Here is a 15,526-nt window from a genome sequence, read left to right as displayed (position 1 = left end):
TAATGGCCGTCTGAAACTTTCAGACGGCCTTTGGAGATTTAGCGGATTTTAAGGGTACTTAAACCAATCAGCACCAAGACAATGGTAATGATCCAGAAACGGACGACGACTTGGGTTTCTTTCCAGCCTTTTTGTTCGTAATGGTGATGAATCGGCGCCATCAGGAAGATGCGTTTTTTGGTGCGTTTGTACCAACCGACTTGCAACATAACGGAAATGGCTTCAACAACAAACAGGCCACCCATGATGACGAGGACAAATTCTTGTCGGATGATGACGGCAACGGTACCGAGTGCCGCACCGAGCGCGAGCGCGCCGACGTCGCCCATAAAGACTTGTGCCGGATAGGCGTTAAACCACAAAAAACCGAGACACGCACCACACATGGCGGTACAGAAAATCACCACTTCGTTTGCGCCGGCAACGTAAGGTAATTGCAGGTATTGGGCAAATTGGGAGTGGCCGCTGGCATAAGCAAAAATGGCAAGACCGGCTGCAACAAGTACAACGGGGAATGCGGCCAGACCGTCCAAACCGTCGGTCAGGTTAACGGCATTGGATGTGCCGACGATGGTCAGGTAGGACAATACCAAGAAGCCGACTACACCAAGCGGCAAGGCAACTTGTTTGAAGAAGGGAACAATCAGGATATTGTTGGCAGAGTTTGTCGCAAGGTAGAACAACGCCAAACCGGCGATGATGGCAACGCTGGACTGCCACACCATTTTAAATTTGGCAGACACGCCGTTAGGATCTTTATAAACCACTTTACGCCAGTCGTCGTAAAAACCGAGTGCGCCGGTAGCAAGCAAGACGCCTAAGAGAATCCAGATATAAGGATTTGCCCAGTTGCCCCACAAGATTGTGGACACGGTTATGGCGGTCAAAATCAGCGATCCGCCCATGGTTGGCGTACCGTTTTTGATCAGGTGGGTTTGAGGGCCGTCGGTACGGACGGCTTGGCCGACTTTAAGCGCAGTCAGCTTGCGGATGGTCCATGGACCAAGCAATAGGGAAAACGCCAAAGCAGTCAAAGCCGCCATAACGGCGCGGAATGTGGTGTATTGAAAAATATTCAGGCCGGTTAACCAGTTACTGAAATGTGCGAGCCATAAAAACATGGGGCTTCCTTTTTTGTTTTTGTTGTTACAGCGGGCTTATCGCCCAATTAAAAATTAATCGGTATGCCGTCTGAAATTTCAGACGGCCTTATTGAGTAAGATTATTTCTCTACCACGCAAATCGGATAGTTTCCGGGATTCTTTCCGCCGCCCAAATCCAAGCAGGTATCTTCATAGATAAATGCCTGTACTTTCATTCCGGCATAAAACGCGGCAATCAGCAAACCAGTCAATAGTAAAATCTTTTTCATATTTCAGACGGCCTTTTACGCAGTTGTTGTTGCCAACGCCTCGACTACTTCTTCCATCTTCATAAAGCGCGAGCCTTTGACCAATACAGTAGCGCGTTCAGGCAAGTCGTGGCTCAACACTTGAATCAGCGGATCTTTGTCAGCAAACCATAAACCTTCCGCGCCAAACGTTTCCGCTGCTTCAACGCTGTTGTCGCCGACAAAATATGCGGCCTCGATGCCTTTATCCCGTGCATACGCACCAACTTCGGCGTGCATGGCAGCGGCTTCATCCTCACCCAATTCGCCCATGTCGCCCATCACAAAAATACGCGGCGCAGGCATAGCGGCGAGCACATCAATGGCAGCTTTCATGCTGTCGGGGTTGGCATTATAAGTATCGTCAATCAAAGTCGCGCCTTTAATGCCTTGCTTGATATTCAGACGGCCTTTGATATTACTGAAATTTTTCAGGCCGTCTGAAACTTCGGCAAGACTCAAATCTGCCGCCAAAGCCAGAGCAGCCGCCGCTACGGCATTATGCACATTGTGTCGGCCGGGGACTGGCAACACCACGGCAACACGTTCATTGCCACGCACCAAATCAAATTCGCAGAACAACGGTTTCAACTCAATATTTTCTGCATGGACATCGCCACTGGCAACGCCGAAAGTCTGAGCGTTCAATTGCGCAGTAGCAGCTTCAAATGTAGCGATATTGGCATCTTCACACGGAATCAGCGCAATGCCGTCTGAAAGCAAACCTTCGTAGATTTCACTTTTAGCTTTAGCAATATCGCCGACGCCATCAAAACCGCAACCGACATGCGCGCGCAAAGCGTTATTAACCAAAGCAACATTCGGACCGGCGATTCGGGTCAACAAAGACAATTCGCCAAAATGGTTCATGCCCATTTCAATGACGGCATAGCGGTGTTTTTCATTCAGTTTCAACAAAGTCAGCGGCAGGCCGATATGATTATTGAAATTACCGGCAGTCGCCAACACAGCTTCATCACCGAATCGATGACGCAATACGCCGGCCAACATCTCTTTAACCGTCGTTTTGCCGGAAGAGCCGGTAATACCAAAGACAAACGGATTCACATTTTCACGCCACGCCTTCGCCAGTTTTTGCAAAGCCGCAAGCGTATCGTCAACCTTCAACGCGCCTTTCAAAGCCGCACAATCTTCGCGCGAAACCACAACTGCCGTTGCCCCCGCTGCCAAAACATCTTCAACAAAGTCATGCGCGTCAAAGCGTTCGCCGGCAAGCGCGAAAAATACATCGCCATCCTGAATATCGCGGCTGTCTGTAACAATACGCGAAACGGGTTGATTTTCAGACGGCATCGGAAGGCCGAGCGTTTGACAGATGAAATTTAGGTCTAGTGGTTTCATGGTTTCTTTCGTTTGTTTTTTTCAAACAGGCATTTTATTGTAAAGGCATTTTACATTTTGGCAGAAGGCAGCAACTCTTCGACAAGCACCTTTAAAGCGTGCCTTCCTTCTCGATTTCTGGTACTGGGATGAGGTGCTCGGTAACATATTATTTCCTTATCACCTTCAAAAGAAAATTTTTCCAGTTTTCCCTTATTCAAGCCGTTTATGCCTTGACCCGAGCCGGACAAATCAGGAAAGCACTCCCTCCGCGCCGCTACGCCGCCGTCTCCGCTTACGAAAAGAATAATCTGTGGCTTTAAAATTTCAATTTGGGCACGCAGTAATTTACAGGAAAGTGTTTTTATATCTTCGAACCAATCCGAATGCTTAGGATGTTTAGTTTTATAGTCCACCGCAAAAATATTAGCCCATAAGATGCCTTCGTTCCCACTTCGCTTGGCAACCCTGCGGACGAAATTGAAAAATGTAGCCCCTCTTGTGTTTCTTTTTAAATCTCCAGTCAAATTCCGCCAAATAAAATCTTTGCTTAACGACATCAGTTGCCTTACATTTTCGGCATGATATTCATCAAATTTCTTACTATCGTACCAACTGCGTGTTTCTCTGCCGACAATCAAAATTTTGTGTTCTGCGCTTTCATAATGTTCAGGGACAAAGCCCAAATGGATATTGGACAATTTATTGTCCTTATTGTTAATTGCATGCAACAAATCCTGATACTCCGGCTTGTTTAAAATCTCCACATATTTCTTCAGCAAAGCTTCTTGCAAATCAATCATTTAATTTATTTCTGTAATATTAAAAAAGCCTTGTCATACCACAGTTTTACTCATGAGATACCGAGATTGAACCTGCGTATAACAGTCGGAGAACAGCATAACGAGCAAGAAGTCGTCTGAAAAAACACATCAACCTTTGAAAATACCCAAAAGCGCCTCCCTTATATTGCGCACCTTATTTATCAGACGACCTATTTGTCCTGATTAATTAACGGATACGGATTAATCGCACCGCTTGGCAGATACACGCCGTAATGCAGGTGGGCCGGTGTGGTTTTAGCGTTGCCGGTTTTACCGACATAGCCGATAACCTGCCCTTCTTTGACTCGCTCATACAGGCGGATACGGGCAAATTTATTCAGGTGGGCGTAGTAATGCCACGCACCCGGCCCTTGAATACCGATAACTTTACCGCCCAATCGGTTGCGCCCAATTTTGGTTACGATGCCGGGCGTGGTACTGCGTATCGGCGTATTTTTCTTAGCAAAAATATCCACACCTTCATGCTTGCGCCCCTGACTGCGCGCTGCACCCCAAGTGTCGTCAAAACGCTTGCCTTTAACAGGATTCGGCAGGCTTTGCTCGGCAGGAGGCTGTTGCGCCCTCAACTGCTCGATTTCGGCAGTAGGACGCGGAAGTTGTTTGGTGGCACAGCCTGCGAATAAAACCACGGCTGCACTGATTAATAAGGTTTTTGTCGGCATTTTCAGCATCAAATCGGTCTCCTTGTTGTTCAGACGGCCTTGTTAAAAAATCCTCTGAAACAAACAACTGTGATGGGTTTAATGGCTGACGTGCCGTAATGCGTGTGTCGTATTGCTTTTATTGTATAGGTTTAAATCTTTTTCAGACGGCCTTAAGGTTTCGGGCCGTCTGAATATTTGCGTTATGGCTTAACCGCGCTCTGCCAATGCTTTTTCTGCGATTTCAAAATCGGAGAAATGGTGCTTCACGCCTTGTACATCCTGATAGTTTTCATGTCCTTTACCGGCAATCAGAATGATGTCGTTCGCGGCAGCCTGTTTAACCGCATAACGGATGGCGACGGCGCGATCAACTTCGACACGCTCAGGATTAGGCACGGCAGGCAAAATATCGTTGATGATTTCTTGCGGATTTTCCAAGCGCGGATTATCGCTGGTAACCACCACTTTATCGGCACCCTGCACGGCTGCCGCGCCCATCAATGGGCGTTTGCCGCGGTCTCGGTTGCCGCCGCAACCAAATACGCACCATAAGGCCGCGCCCTGCGGTTTGATTTCCTGCAAAGTGGAGAGTGCTTTTTCCAGTGCATCGGGCGTGTGAGCATAATCGACAACGACCAAAGGTTTGCCTCTGTTCATAATGCAATCCATGCGGCCTGAGGCAGGACGGATTTTTGCCAGTGCTTCCAAAACGTTATTGAGTGGATAACCGTTGGCACACAGCAAGGCAACGCAGGCGGCGAGGTTTTGCGCGTTAAACCGTCCGAGCAGACGGGTACGGCATTTTCCTTCACCCCATAGTGTTTGGAATACGGCTTCCATGCCGTCTGAAGAAGCGGTGAAATCGGTAATGCGGATATCGGCGTGTTCACTGAAGCCGTAGCCGTAAACGGCTAAATCGGGACAGTCTTTTTTCAGACGGCCTGCGAGTTCCGCACCGTATTCATCATCGACATTGATGATGGCGTGTTGCAGACCATGCCAGTAGAACAGGCGCGATTTGATGGCACCGTAGGCTTCCATGGTACCGTGATAATCGAGGTGGTCGCGGGTGAGATTAGTGAAGATTGCACTGCAAAACGGCACGCCGTTGACGCGTGATTGGTCAAGGCCGTGGCTGGAAACTTCCATCGCGGCGGCTGTTGCGCCTTGCTGGCGGAAGCGGTAGAGCAGGGTTTGAACATCGACAGGAGCAGGAGTGGTATGCGTGGTCTCTTCCAATGCGCCCCAAAAACCGTTGCCGACTGTGCCGATAATGGCGGTTTTTTCGCCCAACAGATCGGCAGCTTGCGCCAGCCATTGTGTGATAGAGGTTTTGCCGTTGGTACCGGTTACACCCCAGACCTTAAGGCCGTCTGAAACATTGCCGTAAACCTGTGCCGCCAACATACCGGCGCGATGTTTTAAATCTTTGATGCCTTGATTGGGAACGTTCCATTCGGGATTCCATGTGAATTTGCCATCATCATCCCAAAAAACAAAGGTTGCACCGTTGGCGATGGCGGCAGGAATATAGCTACGGCCGTCTGTATATTCGCCCTGGCAGGCAACGAAAATGTCACCCTGTTTAATTTGTCGGCTGTCTGAATGCAACAAACGCCCTGCTGCGTTTTCACACAGCAGAGGCGGAAAGTTGGTTTCAGCCAAGGGGGTTAACTTGCTGAACATAAACAATATCTCTTTGATTGTTTGGATTATGACGGTACTTTGACAGTAGCGGTATTACTTAAAGGCTTGGTCGGGGAAACGCCCAAGATGTTCAAGCTTCCGCTCATGACTTCTTTGAATACAGGACCGGCAACCACGCCGCCGTAATAGCCGTTGGCAGTCGGTTCGTCGATGGTAACGGCCACAATCACGCGTGGATTTTTAGCCGGGGCAAAACCGATGAATGTACCGACGTGTTTGTTGTCTACATAGCGACCATTGACCAGTTTACGCGCCGTACCGGTTTTCGCACCTACGTCGAAACCATCGACAGCACCGGCAGTACCGGTACCGCCGGCTTCAGTAACGGAAACCATCAGCTCGCGCACTTTTTTCGCAGTAGAGGCTTTGATCACGCGTTTGCCTTTAGGTGCAACCGCTTGTTTTTCAAAGCTGACCGGCAACAATTCGCCGTCATGGGTCAAGACAGTATAGGCACGCGCCAATTGCAATAAGCTTAATTGCAGGCCATAACCGAAAGACATGGTTGCCTGTTCGATTTTTTGCCATCTGCGCCAGCTTCTCAACAAACCTGCAGTCTCACCAGGAAAGCCTGAATGCATGCGCACGCCCACACCTAAATCGTGATAGAAATCGTACATTTCTTTAGGCGTAAACATGGCAGAAAGTTTACTGGTACCGACGTTGGAAGATTTTTGCATAATGCCGCGCACATCCAAAGTAGGATAAACGTGGGTATCTTGTACGGTAGCCGGACCGATTTTGTAAGGTAGGGTATTGAACGTATCGGTTGCATCCACTTTGCCTGAATCCAATGCTTTCGCAATGGTAAACGGCTTCATGGCAGAACCGGGTTCGATCATGTCGGTTACAGCGCGGTTGCGGCGCTGTTCGCTATTGGCTTGACCCGGTTGATTCGGATCGTAAGCCGGACTGTTGACCAACGCCAAAATTTCGCCGGTTTGCGCATCCAATACCACAACAGTACCCGCTTTGGCTTTGTGATAAGCCACAGCCTTGTTCAACTCGTCATAAGCCAACGTTTGAATACGCTGATCCAAAGACAAAATCATGTCTTGGCCGTTTTTAGGCACGCTGTTGCGTGGAGAATCGAGGCTGTCTACGATATTGCCTTTGTTGTCACGCAATACGACTTTCGCACCATCTTCACCGCGCAGGCTGTCTTCACGGGAAAGCTCCAAGCCTTCCTGGCCTTTGCCGTCAATATTGGTAAAACCGATAACGTGTGCAAACAGATTGCCCATCGGGTAATGGCGTTTCAATTCTTTTTGGAAGGCGATGCCTTTAATGCCCAATGCTTTGATTTCTTCTGCCTTCTCGTAACTGAGTTGACGTTTCAGGTAGATAAAGCCTTTGTCTTTTTTAGACAATTTATTTTTCAAAACTTCAACAGGCACATCGGCAATGGCCGACAGTTTTTCTAATTGTTCTGCAGTCGGCATTTCTTCCATACCGGAAGGCATGGCATACAATGATTCAGTAGGCGCACTCAAAGCCAATGTGGCACCATTGCGGTCGGTAATCATACCGCGTGATGCCGGCAGCGGAAGCGTACGCACAAAACGTTGGTCACCCTGATTTTTCAAAAATTCATGCTGACTGGTTTGCAGATAAACCCCGCGTACCAACAGACCGGCAAATGCCAGCGCAACAGCGCCCAGCACCAAACCGATTCGTCCGTTACTTGTCAGCGGTTTTTTCGTTTTTGTTGTTCCAGACAGCATTTGAGGTTTATATTCGTTCTTAATTAACATGTTGAACTTCTCATGACTTAGCTGCTCAGTGAGCCATCAAATCCCGTAAATCTTGCACCAATGCAAGGCTCTATTCTTATTTTTTGCGTTCCAGCATAGCCGTATTATGCGCACCCGGCGGAAGCAGATGTTGCTTTTCTGCCGCCACTTTAATCAACTTGTGGTTTGCCAGCCTAGCCTGCTCCAATTTCAAGCGCGCGTAATCCTGTTCCAACTGAATTTCCCGTTTTTGTGCCTTATCCAACTCGATAAAATGCAAACGGGACTGGTTTTGCTTAAACACTACGGCAAAGGCTGAGACCGTCACCAAAACCAGCAATAAAATATTCAACTTACCCATCTCAAACTTTCAGACGGCCTGTCAACAGGACTATCTCTTACGACAGCGTTTAGACGCCATCCCCTACTCAATAACCGAAAATTCGCCACTGCTTCGCTCCGCCACACGCAAAACTGCACTGCGTGCACGCGGATTGGCTTCAGTCTCTATCGAACCCGGTTTAATTGCTTTGCCCACAGCCTTCAAAGGCGGCTGAGGCAAATCCGCTTCCTTGACCACCGCCCAACGGGGCAATGGCTCATGTTGCGAATATTTTTTAATAAACTGCTTCACAATTCTGTCTTCCAGCGAATGGAACGCAATGACAGCCAAGCGTCCACCCTCTTTCAGACGGCCTGCAACTTGCGGCAAAACTGCCTCTACCTCTTCGAGCTCGCGGTTAATAAAGATGCGAACTGCTTGGAAGGTGCGCGTTGCAGGGTCTTGTCCGCGCTCACGAGTACGGACGTTTTGCGCCACAAGCTGCGCCAGCTTGCGGGTTGTATCGATGGGACTCTCCTCGCGTTGCGCAACAATGGCGCGCGCAATCTGGCGACTAAACCGCTCTTCACCATAATTCTTAATTACCTCGTGTAAATCCTGTTCGGATGCGGTTGCAATCCATTCTGCCGCAGACATCCCGCGAGTCGGATCCATTCGCATATCCAACGGCGCATCAAAGCGGAAACTGAATCCGCGGCTGCCATCGTCAATTTGCGGCGACGAAATCCCCAAATCAAAAAGTGCACCGTCAATCTTATCGATGCCCAATTCATCCAAGGCCGTCTGAAATGTTTCAAAACCATTGTGTACGACACTGACACGCTTATCTTGCTCTGCCAATTCATTGGCTACCGCAATCGCCTCGGGGTCTTTATCAAAAACAACCAAACGACCCTGCTCTCCCAAACGTGACAAAATCAGTCGGGAATGCCCTCCCCTACCGAACGTACCGTCCACATAAATCCCGTCTTCACAGATTGCCAACGCATCCACCGCCTCATGCAACAAGACAGTAACATGCTGATAATTTTCAACTTTACTCACAATTGCAAATCCGTTTGACTCAATTGGAAAGCCAATTCATCAGGATCGATATCCAAAGCCTGATTCATTTCCTCTTCCCAATGTTCGCGACCCCACAACTCCATACGGTTTGCACGGCCAACCAAAGTAACTTCTTTTTCAAAATCCACACGTTTGCGCAGATTCGCCGGAATCAAAACGCGTCCGGCGCTGTCCCACTCCAAAATCTCCGCATTGTGCAGCAGTAAATTCTGATACCGTTGCAAAGCTTCATTGCCGGCTACTTTCAACTTCAAAATCTGCTCGGCTTTTTCTTCCCAAACGGGCTCGGGGTACATCAATAATTTTTTTCGGGAATCCAGTGTGACCACAATTGCAGGCGTATAACGGCGCAGCAAAATATCGCGGAATTTGGCAGGAATCGCCAACCGCCCTTTACTGTCCATACTCAATTCATGAGCACCGCCAAACACATCACACCCCAAATTCGATTAAAATAAAACAGAGTGGGATCAAAAATCCCACTTTCCTAAAATATTTCGTTTTCACTTCCACGGAACACTTTTTAGGAAAAAGTAACCACTTTCACCCACTATACCCCACTAACCGACACTATAAGAAATTTTGGCAATCAGGTCAAATCAACCCCTCATCTAAAATGAAACACTAAACACTTAAAATTCAATAGGTTATATATGTAAAAATGCATGACAAATTGATATGCCAATCATTTCATATAGCATAAAACACTATATATAGTATTATTTGTGTTTTTAAAATACTACATATAGTATTTTTATACCCGATTACCACCCCTCTCACAAGGGGCTATAATATACAAACAAATTCAAATTTTTTACATTATCTAACAGTCATGAAGCCACAACTCCCCCTCCCTTCCACTGATGCACAAGCCTCTTCAGCACACCTGACCAAGCTCATAAAAAACGAAATTGAACAACATCAAAACTGGATATCCTTCTCCCGTTTTATGGAGCTTGCCCTTTACACACCTCAATACGGCTATTACAGCGGAGGCAGCCATAAAATCGGTACGGACGGCGACTTCATTACTGCCCCCACCCTCTCCCCCCTATTCGGACAAACCCTTGCCAAACAACTTGCCGAATTACTGCCGCAAACAGCAGGCAATATCTACGAATTTGGTGCAGGTACAGGTCATCTCGCTGCTACACTCTTGCAAAATCTTTCAGACGGCCTGAATCATTACTACATTATCGAGCTATCGGCAGAACTTGCAGAGAGACAACGCCAACATATTCTTGAGCACACTTCCCCTGAAGCAGCCGCCAAAGTCATCCACCTCGCCACATTACCCGAACATTTTGACGGCATCATCATCGGCAACGAAGTATTGGATGCCATGCCGGTTGAACGCTTGATTTATCAAGACGAAGGGTTTCAACAAATCGGTGTCAGCCTAGAGAATGACGAGCTAATCGAAGCCATCAGACCATTGGCTCAAGCCGAACTTACGCAAACAGCCGCCTTGTACTTCCCTCCCCTTCCTTCATACACAAGCGAGCTGCATCCTGCACAATATGCCTTTATCCAAACCCTGGCCGCCAAATTGCAGCGCGGCGGCATGATATTTATCGATTACGGCTTCGATGCCGCTCAGTATTACCACCCGCAACGTAAGGAAGGCACATTTATCGGCCACTATCGCCATTACACTATCCATAACCCATTTTTCAATATCGGCCTGACCGATTTGACTGCACACGTTAATTTCACCGATATCGCACGCGCCGGCACGAAATCAGGTTTGGACTTAATCGGCTACCTGCCCCAATCTTATTTCCTACTCAATCTCGGTATCACCAATCTGCTGGCACAAATCGGCAGCCCGGATTCGGTTGAATATATCCAAGCCGCAGCCGCAGTTCAGAAACTGATACATCAGCACGAAATGGGCGAACTTTTTAAAGTGATCGCTTTTGGCAAAGACATTGATATCGATTGGACAGGCTTCAGCCACGGCGATATTTGCCATAAGCTATAGTCTGACAACCTACTTTTTATTTTTTAAAAACAATAAGAAATAAAAAAAAACAAAATTAGCGCTTGCCAAATATTCAAAAAAAACTATAATAGCGACTTCACGAAACGGCGAATTAGCTCAGTCGGTTAGAGCAGAGGAATCATAATCCTTGTGTCCGGGGTTCGAGTCCCTGATTCGCCACCAAATTTCGGGGGTATAGCTCAGTTGGTAGAGCGCTTGCATGGCATGCAAGAGGTCAGCGGTTCGATCCCGCTTACCTCCACCACTAAACAAAAAAGCTCTTGTTAAATGCAAGAGCTTTTTTGTTTGGCTTAATTAATAACTGATTGCTCATTAATTTTGCCATTTCAATAACTAATCAATAAAGGCCGCCTGAAACATTTCAGACGGCCTTTTGTCTTTAATTACTTCACAAGCTTCAATACTTTTTTCGGTTTCTCTTCCGCAGATTCAGCTTTTTTATCTTCTGCCGCTGCAGCTTCAACAGAAGCAGGCTGATATGGTTCTACCTCAAAACCCATACCCTCTCCACTTTCACGGCCAAATATACTGACAATATGACCGACCGGAATCCAAATCTCGTGCGCTACGCCGGAAAAACGGGCAGAGAAATTGACCCATTCGTTGTCGATATTCAAGTTATGGCTGGCGGTAAGACCAATATTTAAAACAATTTCATTATCGCGCACATACTGCATCGGCACTCGGGTATGTTCATTTACCCAAGCCACGATGTGTGGTGTTTGGTTATTATCCAAACACCATTCATACAAAGCACGCAACAAATACGGTTTGGTTGAAGTTGCCATAAACCCATCCTTTAGCGGCGCATGGCTTTTTCAGCCGGCGTCAGTGCTTCAATAAAGGCTTCGCGTTGAAAAATACGTTCAGCGTATTTCAGCAAAGGCGCAGCAGATTTACCCAGTTTGATGTCGTAATAGTCCAAACGCCACAGCAGCGGAGACAAGGCAACATCAATCATGGAGAAGTCGTCACCCAAGATGTATTTGTTTTTAGTAAAAGACGGCGCCAACAGTGTCAAACCATTGCCAATGGCTTCACGCGCTTTAGCTTGTTCTTTATTGGTAGATTCAGGGTTTTCCAGCACTTGCACCAAGCTGAACAATTCTTTTTCCATACGGTACAGTACCAAACGGCCGCGACCGCGCATAACAGGATCACCCGGCATCAACTGAGGATGAGGGAAACGCTCGTCAATGTATTCGTTGATGATGTTTGATTCGTGCAAAATCAGATCACGCTCAACCAGAACCGGTACTTGGTTATACGGATTCATCAAAGCCAAGTCTTCAGGTTTATTGAACACGTCCACATCTTTGATTTCAAAATCCATGCCTTTTTCGTACAGCACAAAACGGCAGCGTTGACTGAATGGACAAGTAATACCCGAATACAATGTCATCATAATCTTTTACTCCTGATAAATCTTTTCAGACGGCCTTAAGCCTTATAAAAATTCAGACAGAATTATACAAAATTTCAAACACTTAATCCAGAAATTTCACATATCATATTGTTTATATTAAGTAATTTTAAAATTTACATTATTTTCGTATATACCAAGTTAACAAACAAAAAAGGCAAACCTGAAACAGGTTTGCCTTTTTGATTCAAAAGAATTAGTGAACGTCTTTCCAGAATTCTTTTTTCAGGAAGTAAGCCAATGGCAGCATTACCGCAAACAGGAATGCCAGAACCATGTAGCCGATGCGGTGGCGTTGCAACTGAGCAGGCTCACCCATGTACACCAAGTAGTTCACCAAGTCGCGTACATAAGTATCGTACTCTTTTTGGATCACTTTACCGTTAGGCAGGCGACGGCTTTGCAGACCGGTAGATTCCCAATACAGCTTAGGAGTCAGGTTGCCATGCTCGTCTTTAATCATAACGGGCTGACCTTTGGCATCCAACTCAACGGCTTGAACACCTTGTTGCTCCCACAATGGGTGAGGCATACTCGCACCGGCCAAAACAGTATTGTTCCAACCGTTCGGACGAGTTGGGTCTTTATAGAAGCCGCGCATATAGGCGTACAGGTAGTCTGCACCCTTAGAACGGGCAATCAGGGTCAAATCCGGCGGAGGCGCACCCAACCATTTGGAGGCATCTTTCGGATCCATTGCTGCTACCATGACATCACCAACGTTGTCTGTTGTGAACATCAGGTTTTTCTTGATTTCATCTTCAGTCAAACCGATGTCTTTCAGACGGTTGAAGCGCATACCGCTTGCAGAGTGGCAAGACAAACAGTAGTTTGTAAAGATTTGCGCACCGTGCTGCAGGCTGACTTGGTCACGCAGATCGATATCGACTTTTTCGTAGTGTCCGCCGCCGCTGGCGACGGCTGCACTCATAGGCACTGCCAGCAATAAGGCAGCAAACCAGTTTTTTAGAGTTTGTTTCATTTTCGCTGCCCTCATCAGATATTGGTTGCAAACAAGTAAGCACCGACGACGGTAATACCGACGTAAACAAAGAACATAATTTTTTGTTTAGTAGTGCTCATGGTTACGCGTTCAGGAACTGGTTTGTTGGTATCCAGTTTGGTATAGAACGGCATACCCAGGAAGAATGCAAAGTAGACGAAAGACAGGATACGTGCAACCAAAGTACGAGTATCAGTTGCTACCATTGCACCCAAAATACCCAAACCGATGAAAGCAATAATGAACAGAACCAACGCAGTTTTGAAGATTGGGCCGCGATAGCGGACAGATTTAACCTCGCCTTTATCCAACCAAGGCAACAAGGCGATCAGTACAACTGCTGCACCCATACCGATTACACCCCATACCTGAGTACCGGCAAAGGAAGGAATCGCACGCAGAATTGCGTAGAACGGAGTGAAGTACCATACCGGCGCAATGTGCGGAGGTGTTTTCAGCGCATTCGCTGCATCGAAGTTTGGCGCTTCCAAGAAGTATCCGCCACCTTCAGGTGCAAAGAACAACACAGAACAGAAGACAATCAGGAATACAACGACGCCCAAGATATCTTTAACGGTGTAGTAAGGATGGAATGGGATACCATCGCGTGGAATACCGTTTTCGTCTTTGTTTTTCTTGATTTCAACGCCATCAGGGTTGTTAGAACCCACTTCGTGCAGGGCGATGATGTGTGCCACAACCAAGCCGAGCAATACCAAAGGTACAGCGATAACGTGCAGGGCGAAGAAGCGGTTCAGAGTAACGTCGGAAACGTTGAAGTCACCGCGGATCCAAGTGGACAAATCAGGACCGATAACAGGGATGGCGGAGAACAGGTTAATAATTACCTGCGCACCCCAGAAGGACATTTGACCCCAAGGCAACAGGTAACCCATAAAGGCTTCTGCCATCAATGCCAAGAAAATCAGGGAACCGAAAATCCACACTAATTCACGAGGTTTTTTGTACGAACCGTAAATCAGACCACGGAACATGTGCAGATAAACGACGATGAAGAAGAAAGATGCGCCGGTGGAGTGCATGTAGCGGATAATCCAACCGCCGGACACGTCGCGCATGATGTACTCTACTGCGGTAAAGGCAGCAGGCAGATGGTAGGTGTTAAGGTTGCCGTCCGGTTTGTAGTTCATGGTCAGGAAAATACCGCTGACGATTTGAATTACAAGGACGAGCAGAGCCAAAGAGCCGAAGTAGTACCAGAAGTTAAAGTTCTTCGGCGCATAGTATTGAGCCAAATGCTCATTCCACATTTTAGACAGAGGGAAGCGATCGTCCATCCAGCCTAACAATGCTTTTGCTTTGCTATTGGTTTGGTTTGCCATAATTATCGTTCCTTATTTTTAGTCTTCGCCCACCAAAACAGTCGTATCGCTCAGATATTTGTAAGGCGGTACAACCAAGTTGGTCGGTGCAGGAACACCTTTATACACGCGGCCTGCCATGTCGAATTTCGAACCGTGGCAAGGGCAGAAGAAGCCGCCTTTCCAGTCTGCACCCAAATCCGCAGGGGCAACGTCGGGACGGTAAGTCGGAGAGCAACCCAGGTGGGTACAGATACCGATAGCGACGAGGAGATTCGGTTTGATCGAACGGTGCTCGTTTTTACAGTTTTCGGGCTGATGATCCACTTCGGAATTAGGATCTGTAACTGCGCCATTCAAACTTTTCAAGTCTTTGAGCTGTTGATCTGTGCGGTTGACCAGCCAGATCGGTTTGCCCTGCCATTCGGCAGTCAGCATTTGGCCTGCTTCGATTTTGCTGACATCTACTTCGACAGCAGCACCGGCAGCCTTAGCTTTTTCCGATGGGAAGAAGCTGGCCACGAAAGGCGTAGCTACGCCCAGAGCCGCCACACCGCCTGCACCGCAAGTAGCCAGTGTCAGGAAACGGCGGCGACCGTTGTTGATTTCTTGATTATCCATTATTCAGTCGTCCTAAAATTTTGGGAATACCGAGCCATTAAACAGCGTAATTCTACCTAGTTTGTTGTAATACTCAAAGCATTA

At 47.4% G+C, this 15,526-nt stretch carries 16 protein-coding genes and 2 tRNA genes; 3 read left to right on the top strand and 15 right to left on the bottom strand.

Annotation, left to right across the window (positions count from 1 at the left end):
• Positions 1-38 precede the first annotated feature (38 nt).
• The 10 genes from mraY to mraZ form a co-directional block, all read right to left on the bottom strand.
• Positions 39-1,121 (bottom strand): phospho-N-acetylmuramoyl-pentapeptide-transferase, encoded by a 1,083-nt coding sequence (mraY, locus tag KCG55_RS05655; protein ID WP_004518887.1) that lies wholly within the window; start codon positions 1,119-1,121, stop codon positions 39-41.
• A gap of 101 nt (positions 1,122-1,222) precedes the next feature.
• A complete protein-coding gene (locus tag KCG55_RS05650; protein ID WP_049335337.1) occupies positions 1,223-1,372 on the bottom strand; it encodes a hypothetical protein in 150 nt (49 codons plus the stop codon).
• A gap of 15 nt (positions 1,373-1,387) precedes the next feature.
• Positions 1,388-2,752, bottom strand: a complete 1,365-nt coding sequence (locus tag KCG55_RS05645) for a UDP-N-acetylmuramoyl-tripeptide--D-alanyl-D-alanine ligase (protein ID WP_254322277.1) — start codon at positions 2,750-2,752, stop codon at positions 1,388-1,390.
• Positions 2,753-2,802: 50 nt separating this feature from the next.
• On the bottom strand, positions 2,803-3,534 hold the full coding sequence (locus KCG55_RS05640) for a hypothetical protein (protein WP_254322276.1): 732 nt from the start codon (positions 3,532-3,534) through the stop codon (positions 2,803-2,805).
• 191 nt (positions 3,535-3,725) lie between these two features.
• Complete coding sequence (locus KCG55_RS05635) at positions 3,726-4,247, bottom strand: M23 family metallopeptidase (RefSeq protein WP_254323640.1); 522 nt, start codon at positions 4,245-4,247, stop codon at positions 3,726-3,728.
• Between the two features lie 180 nt (positions 4,248-4,427).
• Positions 4,428-5,906 carry a UDP-N-acetylmuramoyl-L-alanyl-D-glutamate--2,6-diaminopimelate ligase gene (locus KCG55_RS05630; RefSeq protein WP_254322275.1) on the bottom strand — a complete coding sequence of 493 codons (1,479 nt, stop codon included), beginning with the start codon at positions 5,904-5,906 and terminating at the stop codon, positions 4,428-4,430.
• 26 nt (positions 5,907-5,932) lie between these two features.
• Positions 5,933-7,681, bottom strand: a complete 1,749-nt coding sequence (locus tag KCG55_RS05625) for a peptidoglycan D,D-transpeptidase FtsI family protein (RefSeq protein ID WP_254322274.1) — start codon at positions 7,679-7,681, stop codon at positions 5,933-5,935.
• A gap of 76 nt (positions 7,682-7,757) precedes the next feature.
• Positions 7,758-8,021 (bottom strand): cell division protein FtsL, encoded by a 264-nt coding sequence (ftsL, locus tag KCG55_RS05620; protein ID WP_003681879.1) that lies wholly within the window; start codon positions 8,019-8,021, stop codon positions 7,758-7,760.
• A gap of 63 nt (positions 8,022-8,084) precedes the next feature.
• On the bottom strand, positions 8,085-9,047 hold the full coding sequence (gene rsmH, locus KCG55_RS05615; RefSeq protein WP_254322273.1) for a 16S rRNA (cytosine(1402)-N(4))-methyltransferase RsmH: 963 nt from the start codon (positions 9,045-9,047) through the stop codon (positions 8,085-8,087).
• Positions 9,044-9,499 carry a division/cell wall cluster transcriptional repressor MraZ gene (mraZ, locus tag KCG55_RS05610; protein WP_039861849.1) on the bottom strand — a complete coding sequence of 152 codons (456 nt, stop codon included), beginning with the start codon at positions 9,497-9,499 and terminating at the stop codon, positions 9,044-9,046. The genes rsmH and mraZ overlap by 4 nt, the downstream gene beginning before the upstream one ends.
• A 401-nt stretch (positions 9,500-9,900) precedes the next feature.
• On the opposite strand from mraZ, the gene KCG55_RS05605 reads away from it, so the two are divergent.
• From KCG55_RS05605 to KCG55_RS05595, 3 genes are all read left to right on the top strand, one after another.
• A complete protein-coding gene (locus KCG55_RS05605; protein WP_254322272.1) occupies positions 9,901-11,052 on the top strand; it encodes a class I SAM-dependent methyltransferase in 1,152 nt (383 codons plus the stop codon).
• Positions 11,053-11,158: 106 nt separating this feature from the next.
• Positions 11,159-11,235 (top strand) — tRNA-Met (locus KCG55_RS05600).
• A 6-nt stretch (positions 11,236-11,241) separates the two neighbouring features.
• Positions 11,242-11,317: transfer RNA gene (locus KCG55_RS05595), tRNA-Ala, on the top strand.
• A gap of 139 nt (positions 11,318-11,456) precedes the next feature.
• Here KCG55_RS05595 and KCG55_RS05590 read toward each other — a convergent pair.
• The 5 genes from KCG55_RS05590 to petA form a co-directional block, all read right to left on the bottom strand.
• A complete protein-coding gene (locus KCG55_RS05590) occupies positions 11,457-11,861 on the bottom strand; it encodes a ClpXP protease specificity-enhancing factor (RefSeq protein WP_254322271.1) in 405 nt (134 codons plus the stop codon).
• A gap of 11 nt (positions 11,862-11,872) precedes the next feature.
• Positions 11,873-12,478, bottom strand: a complete 606-nt coding sequence (locus KCG55_RS05585; RefSeq protein WP_039861850.1) for a glutathione S-transferase N-terminal domain-containing protein — start codon at positions 12,476-12,478, stop codon at positions 11,873-11,875.
• Positions 12,479-12,692: 214 nt separating this feature from the next.
• Positions 12,693-13,478 (bottom strand): cytochrome c1, encoded by a 786-nt coding sequence (locus KCG55_RS05580; protein ID WP_254322270.1) that lies wholly within the window; start codon positions 13,476-13,478, stop codon positions 12,693-12,695.
• A 14-nt stretch (positions 13,479-13,492) separates the two neighbouring features.
• A complete protein-coding gene (locus KCG55_RS05575) occupies positions 13,493-14,842 on the bottom strand; it encodes a cytochrome b (RefSeq protein ID WP_254322269.1) in 1,350 nt (449 codons plus the stop codon).
• 18 nt (positions 14,843-14,860) lie between these two features.
• Positions 14,861-15,442: a ubiquinol-cytochrome c reductase iron-sulfur subunit gene (petA, locus tag KCG55_RS05570; protein ID WP_063076836.1), complete on the bottom strand. Its 582-nt coding sequence runs from the start codon at positions 15,440-15,442 to the stop codon at positions 14,861-14,863.
• Positions 15,443-15,526: the final 84 nt, after the last annotated feature.

Source organism: Neisseria subflava (assembly GCF_024205745.1).
In the GTDB taxonomy this organism is placed as follows: Bacteria; Pseudomonadota; Gammaproteobacteria; order Burkholderiales; family Neisseriaceae; genus Neisseria; species Neisseria flavescens_B.
This window is presented reverse-complemented; position numbering and strand designations above follow the sequence as displayed.